Consider the following 18,046-nt stretch of genomic DNA (forward strand, 5'->3'; position numbering starts at 1 on the left):
TGAGGGCGTACGAGAAGATCTCGAACCTCCAGGATCGCTCGCCCGGGGTCTGGTACCACTCCGACTGGAACGACTTCATCTCGAGCGTCGACTGATGGCGGGGGTCCGCCTGCTCCCACCGCTCGTCCTCGTCCCGGTGCTCGCGCTCTGCGCCTGCACCGGGCCGGGGCCCGACACGACGGGACCCACGATGCCGGAGCGAGTCGACATCAGCGAGTACGCCGAGGTCAGGGCCGGTCTGGACGCGGCGAACGAGACGATCACGTTCCCGATCGACGCGTTCTTCCTGTCGCCCGCCGCCCTCGGCCGGATCGGCCAGGCGAACGCGGTGCTCTGGGACGCGTGCATGAGGGAGGGCGGGCGGGCCTACCCGCCTGCCGCCTTCGACCTCACCACCTCCGGCATGCTGCCCGACACCGTGTACGGGATCTGGAGCCCGCAGAACGCGCGGCAGTGGGGGTACGGAGTCGATCCCGCGGGCGACGCGGTGATGGAGGCGGCGAACGAGGCCCTGATGGCGGCCGCGGCGGCGGACCCCGGATGGGATCCCGCGTTCGACGTCTGCCTCGAGACGACGCCGAGGATCCCGGAGCCCGGGCGCGGGTTCAGCGGCGACGAGGAGCTGGCGATCTCCGGTCCGGCCAAGCAGGTCGCCGACGACGCGAAAGTCCTCGCGATGACGGACCCGCGATGGGACGAGGCCCGGGGCAGGTGGAGCGACTGCCTCGTGGCGAAGGGACTCCGCCTGCGCGAGGGCGAGATGTCGCCCTGGGCCCCCGAGGTGCCCGAGGATCCCGAGGCGGCGATCAGGACGGCCGTCCTCGACGTGGAGTGCAAGGCCGAGACGGAGCTGGTGGAGACGCTGAGCTCGCTCGAGGCGCAGTACCAGGCGGCGCTCATCGATCGGGAGAGAGCGGCTCTGGACGAGGTCGCCGAGAAGGAGCGGGAGATCGTCGAGCGGGCCGAACGGATCCTCGCGGGGAGCGGCCGGTGAGCGACGGACGGCCGTCCCGCGTCCGCCTGCCCGCCGTCGTGCGTCCGCGCGTGCTGGCGGTGTTCGCGGTCGCGGTGCTGCTCGTCGGCACTGCCGGCGTCGCGCTCGGCGCCTCGATGCGGTCGACGTCGGACGTCGACGACGCGGCGCTCCGGGCTCCTCCGACGGTCGAGGCGGCGGTCGAGAAGCGCTCCATCGATCCGCCCCGGATGCTCCAGGGCGCCGTCGACGCGGGGGACACGACGGCGGTGGCCTTCGGCGGCGCGGGCGACGAGGACGTGCTGCCGTACGTGACCGAGGTCGGCACCGCTGCGGGTGCCGCGCTCGTGAACGGCGGGCTGCTGCTCGCCGTCGCCGACCGGCCCCGGATCGCGCTCCACGTCGCCTCGCCCCTCTACCGCGACCTCCGCGTCGGCGACGAGGGGAAGGACGTGCAGGCGTTCGAGACCGCGTTGAAGGCCGTGGCCCCCGGGGACTTCGACGTCGACGAGGACTTCACCGCCCGCACCCTCGCGGCGGCGGAGCAGCTCTGGCAGCGCCTCGGGTACGACCTGCCGACGCGGGCGGGCGAGGCCGTCGCGCCGGTCCCGTCCTCGCCGGCTCCGGCGGCGGTGGCGACCGGTGCTCCCGTCGCGGCGGCGTCCGGTGCTCCGTCCGCGGCCGCGGCCGCGGCTCCGGTCGCGACCGCGGCTCCGGAGGCGTACGTCGACGTGGCGCAGATCGTGCAGCTGCACTCCGACGCGGTCGGCGTGCTGACCGTGCTCGGCGTGGGCGCGATCGCCGAGGCCGGCACGCCGCTCGCGACGCTGCAGACGAGCCCGCGCCGGGTGGTCGCCCGGGCGAGCGTCCTCGATGCGGACGAGTTCGCCGTCGGGACCGCGGTGACCCTCCAGGCGAGCGGCCGGCCCGAGCAGAGCGGCACCGTCGCGGGAGTAGGCGGGTTCGTCGTCGCCGACGGGACCGCGCAGAGCGTCTCGGGACGCGACGTGCGCGTGGACCTCCCGGCCGAGTGGGCCGATCTCGCCGAGAAGTCGACGGTCGTGCTCACGACCGTCGAGGCGGGCGAGCCGGTGCTCGCGGTGCCGCTCACCGCGGTCCACGACGCGTCCACCGCGCCCTACGTCGTCGCCTCCGCCACCGCCGCCTTCGAGCCGGGAGAGCAGGTGCCGGTCCACCTGCTCGGCTCCGGCGACGGATGGGTGCGCATCGACGAGGAGTCCGGGCTCATCGAGGGCGATCGGGTCGAGGTGGGGCCGTGACGGCGCCGCTCCTGTCCCTCCGCGGAGTCTCCCGGCGCTACGCGGGCCCGACCGGCTCTCCCGCGCTCGAGGGGATCGACCTCGACGTCCACGAGGGCGAGTTCGTCGCCGTCGTCGGCCGCTCCGGCGCGGGCAAGTCGACGCTCCTCAACGTGCTCGGGCTGCTCGACTCGTCCGACGCGGGGGAGTACCGGATCGCCGGGCTCGACGTCGCGGAGCTCGCGGAGCGCGACCGGGACGCCCTGCGCGCGCGCACCTTCGGCTTCGTGTTCCAGGACTCGTTCGTCCTGCCGGGGGAGAGCGTCGCCCGCAACGCGGCCCTGCCCCTGCGGATGCGGAGGGAGTCCCACGATGCGCAGACCACCGCCGTCGCCGCGGTGCTCGACCGCTTCGGCCTGCTGCGGCTGGCGGAGCAGGCGGCGGGCACGCTGTCGGGCGGGGAGCGCCAGCGGGTCGCGCTGGCCCGCGCCGTGGTCGGCCGGCCCGCGGTCGTCCTCGCCGACGAGCCCACCGGGAACCTCGACTCGGCGACGACCGCGGTGGTGATGGATCTGCTCGTCGAGCTGCACCGCAGCGGAGTCACGATCGTCCTCATCACGCACTCGGCCGAGGTCGCCGCGGCCGCGGGACGGCGGATCCTGCTCGAGGACGGGGCGATCACCGCCGACAGCGGGGGAGGGCCCGGCGAGCGGAACGGGCAGGAGTCCGAGGGCCCGCCCGGCGGCGCGGACCTCGGGGCACCGCCCGAGCGGCGACACCGCGGTCCGGCCTGGGCGCTCGCCGACGCGGTGTCCGCGCTGCTGCTCTCGCCCGCCCGCACCCTGGGCGTCCTGGCCGCCTTCGTCCTCGCGATCGCCGGACTCGTCTCCTCGGTGGGGATGACCGCCACGGCGGCGCAGCAGGTGTCCGAGCGACTCGACGCCGCGGCGCTCGACCAGGTCACCGTCCGGATGCCCGAGTCCTCCTCGGACGAGGACCTGCGGCGCGCGGCCACGGCGATCGCCGACCTCGGCGGAGTCGCCGCCGCCGGCCCGAGAGTCCGGCTGACGGGAGCGGAGGGACGGCCCGGGCGCCTCCTCGGGCCCGACGGGCTCTCGACGGAGGCGACGGTCCTGGCGGTCGACGAGTCGTTCCTCGCCGTCGAGCTGGTCGTCGTCGCCCCGGCGACGGCGTCGGCCTGGCTCGACGTCGCCGACGGCGCGCCCGTCGCGCTGCTCGGCGCCGGGGCCGCGGCGGACCTCGGGATCCCGGTCGGGCGCACGGGGGACACGATCCGCATCGCGGGGCAGTCCGTCGTCGTCGCGGGGTTCCTCACGTCCTCGGAACGGGACCCGGCCCTCACGGAGTCGATCCTCGTCTCGCTCACCGACCTGACCCTCCCTCCGCGGTCCGAGCGCCAGGTCGTCGCCCGCACGAGTCCGGGGCGTCCGGCGGCCGTGGCCGGATCGATCCCGCTCGCCGTCGACCCGGGGCACCCTGAGAGGGTCGTCGTCGAGACCGTCGCCGACCTGCGGCTGCTCGCACGCGGGGTGAGCAGTGATCTCGCGGCGAACCTGCTCGTGGTGTCGGCGGTGCTGCTCCTGCTCGTCTGCTTCAGCAGCGCCACGTCGATGTTCCTCACCGTGTCGGCGCGCACCCGCGAGATCGCCCTCCGTCGGGCGGTCGGAGCGACCCGGCGCGACATCCGCCTGCTCTTCCTCATCGAGGGTGCGGCGATCGGACTCGCGGGAGGCGTCTCGGGTCTCGCTCTCGGCGTCCTCGCGACCTCGGTGCTCAGCGGCCTGCAGGGCTGGTCGCCCGTGCTCGATCCGGCCAGCGCCGTCGTCGGCCTCGTCGCGGGAGTGGGCGCGGGAGCACTGTCGGCGGTGGGACCGGCGCTCCGTGCCGCCCGGATCGAGCCGGCGCTCGCGCTGAGGGCGGGATGAGCGCGACCGGCCGCGGGGTGGCGGGAGGAGTCCGCTCCGAGGAGCCCCGTCTTCTAGGGTGCTGGGATGCCGAGCACCCCTCCCGACCCCCGTCCGGAACACCCGTCGCTCCCGCAGCCCGCTCCGCCCACCGGAGCGATGCCCTACGCCCTCGGATTCCTCGCGCTGACCGGGATCCCGTTCGTCTCGCTGATCGTCGCGGGCGTCGTGATGGCGGCGGTCCTCCCGTCGGCGCGGCAGCGCGGGGGAGTGGCCGCCGAGAACGGCCGACGCGCCGCGAACTGGGGCCTGACGACCGTCCTCGTCACCGTCCTCTGCCTCGTCGGCCACTTCGTGCTGCTCTTCGCGCTGACCGCCGACGCGCCGTCGACGAGCTTCTACCCGATCGGCATCCCGATCACGGTCTTCGCGGTGCTGGCCGTGGCCCACCTCGTGGTGATCGTCTGCGGCCTCGTCTCGGCGAACCGCGGGAACGTGTTCCGCAACCCGCTCGCGATCCCGTTCCTCCGCCGCCGCACCGCGTCCTGAGCGCTCAGGATGTCGCGACGGGCCAGACGTAGTCGAGGTCGTCGGGAGTGCCGGGGAAGCGCGGCGCGTAGAACTCGGGCGCCTTCGCGAGCAGCTTCGAGCGGTGCGAGCGGTGCAGGTCCTCCCGGCCCAGCCACGGCGGCACCGGGAAGCCGCCGAGCAGGTACGCCTCGGCGTCCTCCGGCACCGTCTCGAGCACGGCCATCGTCTTGACGAGGCAGGTGTCGGCGAACCCCCGCTCCGTCCAGACGGCGCAGGTCTCGCGCTGGTACTCCATCAGCGCGGGGCGGTAGCCCCGCCACATCGCCGTGACCGGGTGGTGCTGCCAGCCGTAGCCCGCCACGGTGAGCGCCTTCATCACCTGCAGCGTCTCGACGCGCTGCTTGCCCAGGCGCCGGTCGTCGAGGGAGCGGGCACTCGCGTGGAAGTCGGGGAACGGGAGGAACGTCTGCATCCGCTCCAGTCAACACGAGGGAGCGGGGCCGCGACGAGCCCCCGCGGCGACAGCCCCGACGGCAGCAGGTGAGCACGACCGCACGTCTCCTCCCCGCCACCCGGACGACACGTCGAGGACGCCTGCGCCCCGTACCGTGCGGTCCATGACCGGACTCCCCCTCCTCGCCACCGACGACGTCCAGTTGCGCTGGGCGCGCCCCGAGGTGCTCGACTCCTCGCGGCACCGGATGCTCCGCCTCCTCACCCTCGCCGAGCGCCTGCGCTTCGAGGCCACCGGTCGCCGCGAGGCGCGCGACAGCTTCCTCCTGGGCCGGGTGCTCGTGCGCGAGCTCGCCGCCGAGACGCTCGGCATCGATCCGCTCGAGATCGCGGTGGAGGCCCGGTGCGCGCGCTGCGGCGGACCGCACGGCCGCCCCGTCCTCGCCGGGGAGCACCCCGCCCTCGGGCGGATGCGCATCAGCATCGCCCACTGCGAGGGGGCCGTCGTGGCGGCGCTCGCCACGGGTCGCGACGTCGGCATCGACGCCGCCCGCACCCGCGTCGTGCGCGAGCGCATCGCCTCCGGGCAGGAGAGCGCCGAGCAGGTGCTCGAGGGTCTCCGCGCACAGGCCGTCGCCAAGGCCGACGGTCGCGGCACGGACATCGACGAGGCGGTGCGCTTCCGCACCCGCGAAGGCGCGACCGAGGCCTGGATCGACGCTCCGAGCGCTACTTCGCGGTCTCGGAGCCGACGGTCCACTCGGCGCTCGTCGTCACGCTGGCGCTCGCCGAGGCCTGAGCGGCGCGCCGGCGGCGCGTCAGAGGTGCGGGGCCACGTGCTCCGCGAAGCCCGCCGCGACCTTCGCCGCGACGTCCGCGTACGCCGTGTCCCAGACCTCCTGGTGGAAGATCTCGACCTCGATGTCGCCCGTGTAGCCGGCCTCGACCACCGTCCGCGTGAGCAGGCCGAAGTCGATGACCCCCTCGCCCACGTAGTGGCGCGAGAGCAGCACGTCGGCGGCGAGCGGAGTCGCCCAGTCGCACACCTGGTAGGAGGCGATGCGCCCCTCCGCGCCGGCGCGCAGGATCTGCGGCACCACCTGCGGGTCCCACCAGACGTGGAACGTGTCGACCACGACGCCGACCGCGGCCGCCTCGAAGGGGGCGGCGAGGTCGAGCGCCTGCCCGAGCGTCGAGACCACGGCGCGGTCGGACGCGTACATCGGGTGCAGCGGCTCGATCGCCAGCTGCACTCCGGAGCCGCGCGCGTAGTCGGCCAGTTCGGCCAGCGCCTCCGAGACCCGGGCGCGCGCGCCGACGAGGTCGCGAGAGCCGGCAGGCAGGCCGCCCGCGACGAGGACCAGCGCCGGTGCCCCCAGCGCGGACGCCTCGTCGACGGCCCGGCGGTTCTCGTCGAGGGCGGCGCGTCGGTCCGGTCCCTCCGGCACGGTGAAGAAGCCGCCCCGGCACAGGCTCGAGACCCGCAGGCCGCTCTCGGCGACCAGGCGCATCGCCTCCGCGACCCCCGCCTCGGCCACGGGCTCGCGCCAGAGGCCGATCGAGGAGTAGCCGGCCCGCGCGGTCACGTCGAGCGCCTCGCGCAGGTCCGCGTACTTGATGGTCGCCTGGTTCAGCGAGAGCCGCGGATGAACGGTGGTCGCGTCGGCGCGCAGCACCGGGTCGAGCGCGGTCATGCGAGCACCGTCCGGAGCGCGTCGACGCCGTTCACGGCGAGCAGGCCCGTCCAGCGGGCGGCGGCGAGCTCCGGGCGCTCGAGCGCTCCGGCCTCGTCGGCCAGCCGCACGATCTCGGAGAGGTGCGGCAGCGACCGCGCCGAGTGCAGTCCGCCGACCATCGCGAACGCGGTCTGGTGGCCGTTCAGCCACGAGAGGAACGCCACTCCGGTCTTGTAGTACTGCGTGGGCGCCGCGAAGACCTGGCGCGCGAGCGCCTCGGTGGGCTGGAGGATGCGGCGGTAGGCCTCGACGTCGTCGGCGTCGAGCGCCTGGATCGCGGCGGAGGCGTTGGGTGCGAAGGCGGCGAACGCGCCGAGGAGGGCGTCGGAGTGGCGCACCTCGCCGTCGGCGTCCTGCCCGCCCTCGATCAGGCCGACGTAGTTGAAGTCGTCGCCCGTGAAGAGCGTCGCGCCGAACGGGAGGCGCGCGCGCACGGCGATCTCGGCGTCCGCGTCGAGCAGCGACATCTTGATGCCGCGCACCTTCGCGAGGTTGTCCTCGATGATGCGGACGACCGTGTCGGACGCGGTCGCGACGTCCTCGCTGCCGAAGTAGCCGGTGAGAACGGAGTCGAACGCCGGTCCGAGCCAGTGCAGCACGACCGGGCGCGACGCCCGCTCGAGCACTGCGCGGTAGACGCGCTCGTAGTCCTCGCCCGACTGCGCGGCGCGGGCGAGGTGGCGGCTGGCCATCAGCACCACGCCGACCCCGGCGTCCTCCGCGACCTCGAGCTGCTCGAGGTACGCGTCGATGACGCGCTCGAGCGGCACGACGTCGTCGGTCAGCTGGTCGGTGTTCACGCCGACCACGACGTCGCCGCCGACCGAGGCCGCCTCGGCGCCGCTGCGGCGGATGAGCTCGGTGGTCGCGGCCCAGTCCATGCCCATGTTGCGCTGGGCGGTGTCCATCGCGTCGGCGACTCCGAGGCCCCACGACCAGACGTGGTGCCGGAACGCGAGCGTCGCGTCCCAGTCGACGCGCGCGGGGCTCCCGGGAGTGTTCTCGGCCCAGGTGACCGGGACGACGTGCGCGGCCGCGTAGGCCACCCGCGCGCCCAGCGGACGGCGGGGGCGCACGAGGTCCGGCGCGGGTGAGACGGTGTGCGTGCGGAGCGATCCGTCCGCGGCGAGCAGGGTGACGTCGGTCACGGAGCGACCTCGGCGGACGTGGCGGCGAGGGCCTGCTCGTCGGCCTCGGCGTCGAGCGCGGCGACGTCGATGCGGCGGCCCTCGCGAGCCGACTCGAGGCCGAGCTCGGCGAGGCGGACGCCGCGGGCGCCGGCGAAGAAGTCGTAGGGGTGCGGGCCGTTCTCGACCACGTGGCGGATGAACTCCTCCCACTGCGTCTTGAAGCCGTTCTCGAAGACGTCGTTGACGGGCAGCTCCTGCCAGTCCCCGGCGTAGTCGTGCTGCTCGGGCAGGTCGGGGTTCCAGGTCGGCTTGGGCGTCGCGACTCGCGGCTGCACCTTGGCGCCGAAGAGTCCGACGACCGCGCTGCCGAGGGTGCCGTCGACCTGGAACTCCACGAGCTCCGGCCGGTTCACGCGCACGGCCCAGGAGGAGTTCAGCTGCACGGTCGCGCCGCCCGCGACGTCGAAGATCGCGTAGGCCGCGTCGTCGGCGGTGGCGGTGTACTCGTCGCCGTTCTCGTCCACGCGCACCGGGATGTGGGTCGCGGCCTTGGCGTAGACGCCCTCGACGGCGCCGAACAGGTTCTCGAGCACGTAGTTCCAGTGCGGGAACATGTCGACGATGATGCCGCCGCCGTCCTCCTTGCGGTAGTTCCAGCTGGGGCGCTGGGCGTCCTGCCAGTCGCCCTCGAAGACCCAGTAGCCGAACTCGCCGCGGACCGAGAGGATGCGGCCGAAGAAGCCGGAGTCGATCAGGCGCTTGAGCTTCTGCAGACCGGGCAGGTAGAGCTTGTCGTGCACGACGCCGTTCTTGATGCCGGCCTCCTTGGCCAGCTCGGCGATCTCGAGCGCCTCGGCGTAGCTCTCGGCGGTGGGCTTCTCGGTGTAGATGTCCTTGCCGGCGGCGATGGCCTTCTTCAGCGCGGGGACGCGGGCCTTGGTGACCAGGAAGTCGGCGTAGATCTGCCACTTCGGGTCGGCCAGCGCGGCATCGAGGTCGGTCGTCCAGTGCTGCAGGCCGTGCTTCGCGGCGAGCTCGGCGAGCTTGGCCTCGCTGCGGCCGACGAGCAGCGGCTCGAGCTGCACGCGGGTGCCGTCCGAGAGCAGCACGCCGCCCTGCTCGCGGATCGCGAGGATCGAGCGGACGAGGTGCTGGCGGTATCCCATGCGGCCCGAGACGCCGTTCATGATGATGCCGAGGGTCCGCGGTTCGGCGGAGGTGGTGGCGGGGGTGGTCGACTCTGACACGGGAGGCCCTTCTGCTGTGCGGTGCCCCGATCGGCCGACGGGCCGGGCGGAAAGCGTTTACCAGAGTGTAGGACCGCGGGTCGACCGGGGGCAAGCGCATTCCCGACCGGTGACGCCGAACGTCCGTCCCGACCCGGGCGGCCGTCCCGAGCGCTCAGGCCACCGACGCCGTGACGAGCAGCGAGCCCTCGAAGACCTCCGGACCGCTGGAGGGCACGGTCAGCGTGAGCCGGGTCAGCCGCTCCCCCCAGCTCGCCTCCAGCAGCGGGTCCTCGAGCAGCCACTCCTCGGTCTCCGCCTCTGCAGGGGTCCACTCCAGCCTCAGCCGCCGCGTCCCCTCGAGCGGAGTCACGACCGCGGCGCCGTCCCGCAGGTCCACCCGGCCCGCGATCAGCAGGTGCACGGCGACACCGTCGACCTCGGCGGTCGCGGGGCGCGGCAGGCGCCACTCGTCCTCCACGAGCACCTGCGCCCCGTCGCGCCGGGCTCGGCGTCTCAGGCTCGATCCGGCCGGCAGAGGGTAGGCGGTGGCGAGCTCGAGCAGCAGCCCGGCCGGCCCCGACGAGACGTCGGACGCGCCGTAGCCGCGGCCGACCCCCTGCTCGAGTCCCCACGGTGCGGGAGCGGAGTGCCACCGGCTCTGCATCGCGCGGATCCCGTAGCGCTCGGGGCCGAAGGTCTGCGACGTGTACGTCGGCTGGCCCGCGTCGACGAGCACGGGCACGCCGTCCAGCGCCACGATCACGCTGCCGACGTCGAGGTGGTTGTGGTGCTCGCCGTTGTGCCCGCCCTTGACGACGAGGCCGAGCCCCTCGACGCCGCCGGGGTGCTCGCGCGTCAGGAGGACCTGCACCGACGGCAGCCAGGTGGGGGAGACGAGCGGCGCGGGCCCCGGCTCCGCCGCGATCCACTGCCGGTCTAAGAGGGCGCGGACGAGGCGCCCGAGTCCGGCCGCCGGATCGGCCAGCGGCTCGGCCGGCCGGCGCTGCGCGGCCGCGTGCGCGATCACGTCCCGGTCGCCGATCCGCCGACCCCAGCGGTGCAGCACGTGCCAGGGCAGGGTGTCGGAGGCGCGCGCCGGCCCGTCGGCGACGTTCGCGTACCACGCACCGCCGAGGTGCATCCGGTGGGGGAACCGCACGGCCTGCCGCACGACGGGCAGCTCGGAGGCGTCGAGGACGCCGTCGGTCGCCTCGGCGAGCAGCTCCAGGGTCTCGAGGGCGCGACCGGCGCCGTTCCACCAGTAGGCGAACCCCTCGTCGATCGCGCCGTCCGCCGGCAGCGAGTCGAGGAACCGGTCGAGCCCCTCGAGCACCAGCGCGACGACGTCGGCCCGCTCCTCCGGGTCGTCGACGAGCGCGACGGCGGCGAGCAGCACGTTGCCGTGGATCCAGGGGTTCCAGTTGTGCACGTCGCCGTCGAGCCCGAGCCAGTGCCAGTCCCGCCGGTCGAGGAACGGCCGGATCACGCGCGCGCGTGTCTCGGCGCGCATCCGCTCGCGCAGGCCCGGGGCCCGTCGGGCGAGCGCCTCGCCGAGCAGGGCGTCGATCCACGCCAGCTGCCCGACCACCTCGCCCGCCCCGAGGTCCAGGTAGGGGCGGTCGATCGGAGGGACGACCCGGCCGAGCAGGGGCAGCGCGTCGTCGTGCGCCGCCCAGCTCCAGCTGCTCTGCTCGCACAGCAGCTGCACGCCGTCGGCCGTCTCGTCGAGCCAGTCCTGCTCGCCGGTGGCCGCCGCGAGCACCGCGGCGCGGGTGAGGCGGCGCTGGCGCTCGCCGACGCGGCCCTCGTAGTCGGTCCGGTTGCCGTCGCGGGCGTAGCGCGCGGAGTGCGAGAGCAGCGGCTGCGGCCAGGGCGTGCCGAGGTCCTCCTCAGCACGGTGCCGCAGCGCCTCGAGGGTCGGCCCGTGCTCGAGCGACCCCAGGGGGAGTCGGGCGGCGGCCAGGAGGGGGACCAGTGCCTGCGCTTCGAGGGCGGCGCCGAAGCGGCGGCGGAGGGGGCCGGTGAAGGGCTGGGCGGTCGTCGTCGACATGTCTCGTCCCGAGTGCTCGAGTGTGATCGAAGCGGATCGATCGTGACCGATCCGCCTGCAGCGGTCGGATCAGCCTACGACTCGATCACGGGCGGCGGCGAGCCGCGCTCACTCGAAGAGCGAGAGGGTGACGACGGAGGCGTAGCCGCCCGGGCGGACGGACGCCGCGGTGCGCAGCACCAGCTCGGCGTCCGCGGTCCACCGTCCGGGCCGCGCGGAGGCGCCGTCGGCCAGCGCGAGCAGCGGGGCCGAGACGAGGCCCGCGCGGGAGCCCTCCGGACCGCCGTCGAGCGCGGTCCGGGTGGCCGGCCCGGCGACGACGGGTCCCTCGCCCTCGAGCAGGCGGGGCGCCCAGCCCAGGTGCTCGACCCCGAGCGCCGGCTGCCCGTCCTCGCCCGCGAGATCGGCGGCGGTGCCGAGCACGGACCAGTCCGCTCCCTCCGGGACCGCGGCGGGATCGCGGGTGTCGCGCACCGTGACGGTCGGCAGCGTTCCGAGGAAGCGGCGCACGCTGGCGGTCGAGCCGGACTCGACCAGCGCGGCCGCGTCGCCCGCGACGGTCATGGTCAGTGCGCCGCCGTCGACCGGGGGATCGATCGCGACGCCGACGTCCACTCCGCCCGACGACTGCTCCTCGGGTTCCGGCGCAGCGGAGGAGGGGAGGGGGGCCGGCGCGTCGGAGGGCAGCGGCGCGGATCCCTGCGGCGCGGACCCCTGCGGACCCGGGCCCTCCTCGGGGCCGGCGACCTCGAGGCGCTCCGCCGAGACGCCGCCGACGGCGTCGGCCGAGCCCGAGCGCTTGCTCCGGGTCGGCTCGATCGCGCCCGGCGTCGCCGTCGGGGCGGCGGTCGGGGTCGGGACGGCTCGGCCACGGCCGTCTCGGGGGTCTGCGGCGCGGCCTCCGGAGCGGCCGCGGCAGTGGCGAAGAGGAGCGCCAGCACCAGGCCGGCGGTCGGGGCGGCGGCGGCGAGGGCGGCCGTGCGGGCGGAGCGGATCACGCGTGGTTCCTGGTTCTGCCGAGCGGCACTGCGAGCGGCGAGTCCTTCGTACCAGCGCGGAGGTCGTCTCCGAGACCCCTCGTCCGGTGCACGCCGATCGCACCGGAACGCACGGGAGCCCCGGTCGGGGGACGACGTCCACCCGACCGGGGCTCCCTGTGCACGTGCCCGGCTCAGCAGCTCCGCGCCGGGTAGGCGACGGTCTGCTCGAGCGTCTGACCGCCGCCGACCGCGGTCACGACCACCTGACCGGCCGGTGCGGTGGCTTGGCGCGTCGAGAACGCGTGGGTCGCGTTCGCTCCGACGGCGACCTGGGTGAACGCCTTCTCGCCGTAGGCGGAGCGGACGGTCACGTCGATCGGCATCGCCGAGCCGTTCGCCGTGGTGACCGTCAGGACCGCCTTCTTCGCGACGCAGCGGCTGGTGACGCTGACAGGGGCGACGACCGCCGGCGCGGCGGCCTCCGGCACCACGATCTCGGTGATCTTCACGAACGAGTCCGGAGTCGCGAAGGTGATCCGCAGCCCCGTCGCCGCGACCGCGCCGAACGTCAGCGTGGTGGCCGCCCCGTTCGCCGCGACCGGAGCGGTCTGCGCGGTGGTCGGGCGCCACACGCCGTCCGTCCCGCGGTACGCCACGCTCGCCGAGGCGATCGTGCCCTCGATGTTGGTGAACGTCACCCGGTCGACGCGGTGGGACGCCGCGGTGGTCAGCGTGAAGTCGGCGCTGCTCCGCAGCGGTGCACTCGACCACGTCGACCAGGCGGTCGCCGCGTTCCCGTCGCAGGCGTTCGCCGCGGGCAGGGTCGCCCACTCCGTCTGGCTGAACGACGCGCTCACGCTCGAGCCCGGCATCCGGCACAGGTTGACCGGGGGCGCGTCGCCCCAGATCTCGACCTCCGAGATGGACTGCCAGGTGTTCGCCGCACTGGTGAGGTGCAGGCGCACGGCCGCGGTGTCGGGGAGGGACGAGAGATCCAGCGCCACGGTCGGAGCCGCGTCGGTCGCGACCTGGGTCAGGGTCGCCGCGACGGTCGACGTGCGCCAGGCGCCGTCGACCTGGTACTCGACCTCGATCCGCGAGGGCCAGCTCGCCGCGCCGTCCTTGTAGGTGTGCACGGTGAGCGAGTCGAGGTCCTGCGGCGAGCCCCAGGTGAAGGTCAGGCGGCTGTCGCGCGGGTACCCGGTGGAGGTCCAGTCGTCCCAGCCCTTGCCCTTCAGGTCGCCGTCGACGAGCTTCGGAGCGAGGTCCGACCGGCTCGTCGTCGTCACGGTCGCCAGGCGCGCGAGGTTCGCGATCCCGGGCTCGGCCACCTCGATGGTGCGGGTGAAGCGGCGCCCGTCCGAGTACTCGGCGTCGCCGGCCAGCACTCCCGTGACGCGGAGGGTGCCCAGGACGTTGGGCCCCGTCGGCTCCCACTCGACGGCCACGTCGCGCGTGCCGCCGGGGGAGCGGACCGAGACCGTCGCAGGCAGCTTCGCGCCGATGTCGGCCGCGCGGGTGACGGTGTCGGGGAGGCGGTCGTCGACGACCGACCAGAGGCCGGCTCCGACGCCCTTGTCGTCCCAGTAGGACGCGTCCCAGCCGTCGGCCCAGCGCGCCGGGTCCTCGACGGCGGGATTGCGCATCTCGAGGCGCCCGTTCTCGCCGATGGTCATCGGCAGCCAGACGTAGTTCGAGTCGGCGGCGCCGTCGTTCCACCGGTCGCCCATGTACACGTGCTTCCCGGCGCCGAGGGTCAGGACGTCCGTCGACTGCGAGCCGAAGGTGGTCTTGCGGCCGTCGCCGACCGAGAGGAGGCCGTCGCCGCCCTCGGGGATCTGGTTGTACGGCACGTTCTCGTAGGGGTCGCCGGCCTGGACGCCGCGGATCCACGGCCCGAGCACGCTGTCGGCCGTGTAGTAGGTCTGCGGGTTCGGCGCCCATCCGGTCGCGCCCGAGGCGAGCGTGTAGTACTTCCCGCCCTCGGCGAAGATCGCGGGCGCCTCGAGCACGCCGCACTCCTTCACGATCTGGAAGTCGGTCCCGCGCACCGGAGCGCCGGGGGTCCCGTCGGCGAAGACGTACGGGTACCGCCCGTCGGCCGAGTACTGGTTCGCGTCCAGGGTGTCCGTGGTCGTCGTGCGCTCGACGTTCGTGTAGTCGGCGTCGAGCTTGGCGATGTACAGGCTCCGGTTCTCCTCGGAGGAGTAGGAGATGTACGCGGTGCCGTCCTCGTCCTGGAAGACGGTCATGTCGCGGGCCTGACCCGGCACGGCAGCCGAGATGCACGCCTTGTAGTCGGTGCGGTTGTAGAGGCGGTAGGCGCCGGTCATCGTGAACGGACCGGTCGGGCTGTCCGACACCGCGACCGCGGCCATCGAGCGCGCGTAGGTGCTGCCGCCCGGCGTGATGCGGCCGTCGGAGTGCCACCACATCACCCACTGGTCGTTCGCCTCGTTGTAGAGCACCTTCGGGCGCTCGAAGATCGCGGTGTTGGGCGAGGTCTGGTTCGTGTCGAGGTGGTAGTCGATCTCGGCGATGCGGTCGGCGCGCGGCACTCCCTGGTCGTCGACGGTGTCGTAGAGGGCGTCGAAGTAGGGCTGCTCGAGCTCCTCGGGTGCCTGGACGCTGCGCAGCGCCGTGCCGCGGTTCTCCCAGTTCATCCCGTCGGTCGAGCGGTACACGGCGACTCCGGGGGAGTTGTAGTAGCCCTTCGTGCGGTCCTCGCCGTACCAGTAGTGCACGTCGGCGCCGTCCTCCTGCACCGTGACGATCTGCCCGCCGTGCGCCTGGATGTGGCGTCCGTCGGTGTCGTACCAGCTCGGCTGGAAGTAGCCGGCCGCGCTCCGGCCCGGATCCTGGATCGCGGGGAAGGAGTCGTACACGGGCGGCGGATCCGCGCGCGGCACTCCGTCGGCGGGATCGGTCACCACCGCGCTCGCGAGCGGCGCCGCGACGGCGGGCGCTCCTGCTCCCAGGAGACCGGTGACGACGAGTGCCGTCACCGCCCATCCGAACGGTCTGATTCGAGACGTCATGCTGTGCTCCTTTGCACGGGGACTTCACGGGTGTTCACGCAAACATTCCTGCGTTCCACCGTACATGGCGACGTCAACACGCACGAGGGGGGGGAGTCGGTCCCTCTCGACCTCAGCGCGGCGCGCGGAGCTCGCGCAGGGGACCGCCGTGCAGCGGCTCCGTCGCCCAGCGCGCGGTGAACGTCGCGGCGTCGGCGTCGAGCACGAGGTGCAGCCGGTGCGGCGTCTCGAGGAACAGCACGTCGACGAGCAGCCCGCCGTCGCTGCCGCGGCCGGCGCTCGCCGCGAGGACGTCCGTCGTCGTCCACTCCCCGGATCCCGGTGCGACGAGCAGCCGGTCCTCGCCCTCGATCAGCGCGAGCGTCCAGCCCGCGCCTCGACCGAGAGCTCGAGGCCGGTCAGCGAGAGGACGTCCGAGTGCGACGGCCGGTAGCGGCCGGGCGCGACGTCGACGGCGGCAGGGGCGAGCGGAGGGAGGCCGAGAGCGCCGAGGCGCGTCGCGAGCGCCTCCTCCGCCCCGGTCGGGGCGACGGCGCCCTCCGGCAGGAGCGCCGGCAGCAGGTGCTCCCACACCCGCGCGAGCAGGCCCTCGGTGCCGGTCGTCTGCCCGGTGATCGCGAGCACCGCGTCGTGCTCGGGCAGCACGAGGCCGAACTGCCCGTAGGCGCCGTCGGCCCGGTAGCCGTGCGTCGAGCGCCAGAACTGGAACCCGTAGCCCCCGCTCCAGTCGGCGCTCTCCTCCTGCGAGGTCGGGACCTGCGCGGTCGAGGCCTCCGCCACCCACTCGGGCTGCAGCAGCTGCTCCGAGTCCCAGCGCCCCTCCTGCAGGTAGAGCAGTCCGAGCGCCGCAGCGGCCTCGGTCGTGGCGTGCAGCCCGCTGTAGCCGATCTCGCGACCGGAGGCGTCGCGCAGCCAGGCGACCTCGCCGATCCCCAGCGGATCCAGCAGCCGCGGCCGGAGGAAGTCGACCAGCGACTCGCCGCTCACCCGCTGCACGATCGCGGCCGCCGCGAAGGTGCACGGCTGGTTGTAGGCGAAGAGCCCGCCCGGCTCCTCGTCGGGCGGCACCAGGAGGAAGCCCCGGACCATGTCGACCGGATCGATCGCCCGCGCGCGGTCGATCGTCTCCTCGCGGTGCCCGCTGGCCATCGCGAGCACGTGGCGCACGCGGATCGCGCGCGAGCGCGGATCCGTCACCTGGGCGTCGAGCTCGGGGAAGTACGAGAGCACGGTGGCGTCGAGGTCGACGAGCCCCTCGGCGACGGCCAGGCCGACCGCCGTCGCCGTGAAGCTCTTCGAGTAGGAGTAGAGCAGGTGCAGCCGCTCGGCCGAGTAGGGCGCCCACCAGCCCTCGGCGACGACGCTGCCGCCGCGCACCAGCACGAGCCCGTGCAGCTCGATGCCGGGCGCCTCCTCGAGGGAGTCGATGAGCGCGAGGACGCCGGCGGCGTCCACTCCGCGGGCGGACGGTGAGCTTCTCGGCAGCGAGCGGTTCATGCCCCGATGCTACGGGCGCGGTCCGACGTCCTGGTCTCCGGGCCGGAGGTCGGCCGTGTGCGGGCTCGGAGCGGTCGGTGCACGATGTGCAGGGGATCCGGGCCGGCAAACGGATTCCTCCGCCTGCTGCCGTCGCGCCGAGCGCACATCCCCTGCAGACCGCACATTCCCCTGCAGACCGTGCGGAGGCCCGCAGACCGTGCAATCCCTTCGGGCCTGCCGGAATGAGCCGCGAGACGGGAGGGACGGTGCACGATCTGCAGGGGATCCGGGCCGGCAAGCGGATTCCTCCGCTTGAGACCGCCGCGCGGGGCGCAGATCTCCTGCAGATCGGACACTGCCCTGCAGATCGGACAACCCCTCCCTCCGGGCCCGCTGGAGCAAGGCGCGAGACCGGAGAGGAAGGGTGCACGATTCGCAGGGGATCCGGGCCGGCAAGCGGATTCCTCCGCTTGACGCCCTAGCGCCGGGCGCACATCCCCTGCAGATCGAACACTGCCCTGCGAATCGCACAGTCCCCTGCAGATCGTGCGCGGGCCTGCAGATCGTGCGGAGGCCTGCAGATCGTACGGGGGAGTTCGCGGCGAGGGGCGGACGGCTCCGCCCTACGCGTCGGCAGGCGGTGCGTCCGGGAACGGACCGAGCCCGAGGAGGAAGCGCAGCAGCACCTCGGCCGGCGCGCGGACGGCCGGGCCGAGGCCCAGCTCCCAGCCCGCGTCGGTCGCGACGAGCGAGCGGCCGCGGATCGCGGCGCGGATCGGGAGCGGCGCGCGCTGCATCCGCTCCATCGCGATCGCGCCCGAGACGCGGGGCGGCAGGTCGACACCGGTGACGAGGCTCAGCTCGACCCGGACGACGTCGACCAGGTCGGCCACGCCGCGGGAGCCGGAGCCGGAGCGCCGCGCCGACGCGAGCGCCGCGAGAGCACGGGGGATCTCCTCGGCCGGGGGAGGGGTGCTCGCCTCCCGAGCGCCGACGCGGGTGGCGAGGCGCTGGCCGGTGCTGCTCGAGAGCCGCACGACGAGCTCGCCGAGCACGGCGGCGGCGGAGGGAGGAGAGGCGGACGGGGCGGAGACGGCACCGGCCGCCTCCTCCTCCAGGAAGGAGGGGGAGGCGGCCAGTACCGCGAGGCGATCGAGCCGATCGGCGACGAGGGGGCGCCAGTCGTTGCTGACCCCCGACTCGTCGACGTCGGGCCGAGCGCTCAGCGGGAGGAACCGCGACCAGTCGGGCACGGGACTCCGA

The 18,046-nt window shown here is 74.2% G+C and carries 14 protein-coding genes; 4 read left to right on the forward strand and 10 right to left on the reverse strand.

Annotation, left to right across the window (positions count from 1 at the left end; translation table 11 throughout):
- The first annotated feature begins 94 nt into the window (after positions 1-94).
- The 4 genes from B0T42_RS06335 to B0T42_RS06350 all read left to right on the forward strand — a co-directional run bounded on the left by B0T42_RS06335 (position 95) and on the right by B0T42_RS06350 (position 4,706).
- Positions 95-994: a hypothetical protein gene (locus tag B0T42_RS06335; protein WP_077222401.1), complete on the forward strand. Its 900-nt coding sequence runs from the start codon at positions 95-97 to the stop codon at positions 992-994.
- Positions 991-2,253 (forward strand): efflux RND transporter periplasmic adaptor subunit, encoded by a 1,263-nt coding sequence (locus B0T42_RS06340; protein ID WP_077222402.1) that lies wholly within the window; start codon positions 991-993, stop codon positions 2,251-2,253. The genes B0T42_RS06335 and B0T42_RS06340 overlap by 4 nt, the downstream gene beginning before the upstream one ends.
- Positions 2,250-4,178 carry an ABC transporter ATP-binding protein/permease gene (locus tag B0T42_RS06345; RefSeq protein ID WP_158078056.1) on the forward strand — a complete coding sequence of 643 codons (1,929 nt, stop codon included), beginning with the start codon at positions 2,250-2,252 and terminating at the stop codon, positions 4,176-4,178. The genes B0T42_RS06340 and B0T42_RS06345 overlap by 4 nt, the downstream gene beginning before the upstream one ends.
- A 66-nt stretch (positions 4,179-4,244) precedes the next feature.
- The gene (locus B0T42_RS06350) at positions 4,245-4,706 is read left to right on the forward strand and encodes a DUF4870 domain-containing protein (protein ID WP_077222404.1); all 462 of its coding nucleotides are present in this window, start codon (positions 4,245-4,247) and stop codon (positions 4,704-4,706) included.
- 4 nt (positions 4,707-4,710) lie between these two features.
- Here B0T42_RS06350 and B0T42_RS06355 read toward each other — a convergent pair whose 3' ends face one another.
- The 10 genes from B0T42_RS06355 to B0T42_RS06395 form a co-directional block, all read right to left on the reverse strand.
- The gene (locus tag B0T42_RS06355) at positions 4,711-5,160 is read right to left on the reverse strand and encodes an MSMEG_6728 family protein (protein ID WP_077222405.1); all 450 of its coding nucleotides are present in this window, start codon (positions 5,158-5,160) and stop codon (positions 4,711-4,713) included.
- A 799-nt stretch (positions 5,161-5,959) separates the two neighbouring features.
- On the reverse strand, positions 5,960-6,835 hold the full coding sequence (locus tag B0T42_RS06360; protein ID WP_077222406.1) for a sugar phosphate isomerase/epimerase family protein: 876 nt from the start codon (positions 6,833-6,835) through the stop codon (positions 5,960-5,962).
- The gene (locus B0T42_RS06365) at positions 6,832-8,025 is read right to left on the reverse strand and encodes a DUF993 family protein (RefSeq protein ID WP_077222407.1); all 1,194 of its coding nucleotides are present in this window, start codon (positions 8,023-8,025) and stop codon (positions 6,832-6,834) included. Before B0T42_RS06365 ends, B0T42_RS06360 begins: the two co-directional genes overlap by 4 nt.
- Entirely contained in the window at positions 8,022-9,194 is a 1,173-nt protein-coding gene (locus B0T42_RS06370; RefSeq protein WP_077222430.1) for a Gfo/Idh/MocA family protein, read from the reverse strand. The genes B0T42_RS06365 and B0T42_RS06370 overlap by 4 nt, the downstream gene beginning before the upstream one ends.
- 214 nt (positions 9,195-9,408) lie before the next feature.
- Entirely contained in the window at positions 9,409-11,286 is a 1,878-nt protein-coding gene (locus B0T42_RS06375) for a heparinase II/III family protein (RefSeq protein ID WP_077222408.1), read from the reverse strand.
- 108 nt (positions 11,287-11,394) lie between these two features.
- Positions 11,395-11,901 carry a hypothetical protein gene (locus B0T42_RS06380; RefSeq protein WP_094742691.1) on the reverse strand — a complete coding sequence of 169 codons (507 nt, stop codon included), beginning with the start codon at positions 11,899-11,901 and terminating at the stop codon, positions 11,395-11,397.
- A gap of 556 nt (positions 11,902-12,457) precedes the next feature.
- Entirely contained in the window at positions 12,458-15,304 is a 2,847-nt protein-coding gene (locus B0T42_RS06385; RefSeq protein ID WP_077222409.1) for a discoidin domain-containing protein, read from the reverse strand.
- A 112-nt stretch (positions 15,305-15,416) separates the two neighbouring features.
- Complete coding sequence (locus B0T42_RS21920; RefSeq protein ID WP_269087506.1) at positions 15,417-15,545, reverse strand: hypothetical protein; 129 nt, start codon at positions 15,543-15,545, stop codon at positions 15,417-15,419.
- 110 nt (positions 15,546-15,655) lie between these two features.
- Positions 15,656-16,801 carry a serine hydrolase domain-containing protein gene (locus tag B0T42_RS06390; RefSeq protein ID WP_201788497.1) on the reverse strand — a complete coding sequence of 382 codons (1,146 nt, stop codon included), beginning with the start codon at positions 16,799-16,801 and terminating at the stop codon, positions 15,656-15,658.
- 605 nt (positions 16,802-17,406) lie between these two features.
- Positions 17,407-18,036 carry a hypothetical protein gene (locus B0T42_RS06395; protein ID WP_077222410.1) on the reverse strand — a complete coding sequence of 210 codons (630 nt, stop codon included), beginning with the start codon at positions 18,034-18,036 and terminating at the stop codon, positions 17,407-17,409.
- Positions 18,037-18,046 lie beyond the last annotated feature (10 nt).

Source organism: Rathayibacter rhapontici, assembly GCF_001995175.1.
GTDB lineage: Bacteria > Actinomycetota > Actinomycetes > Actinomycetales > Microbacteriaceae > Rathayibacter.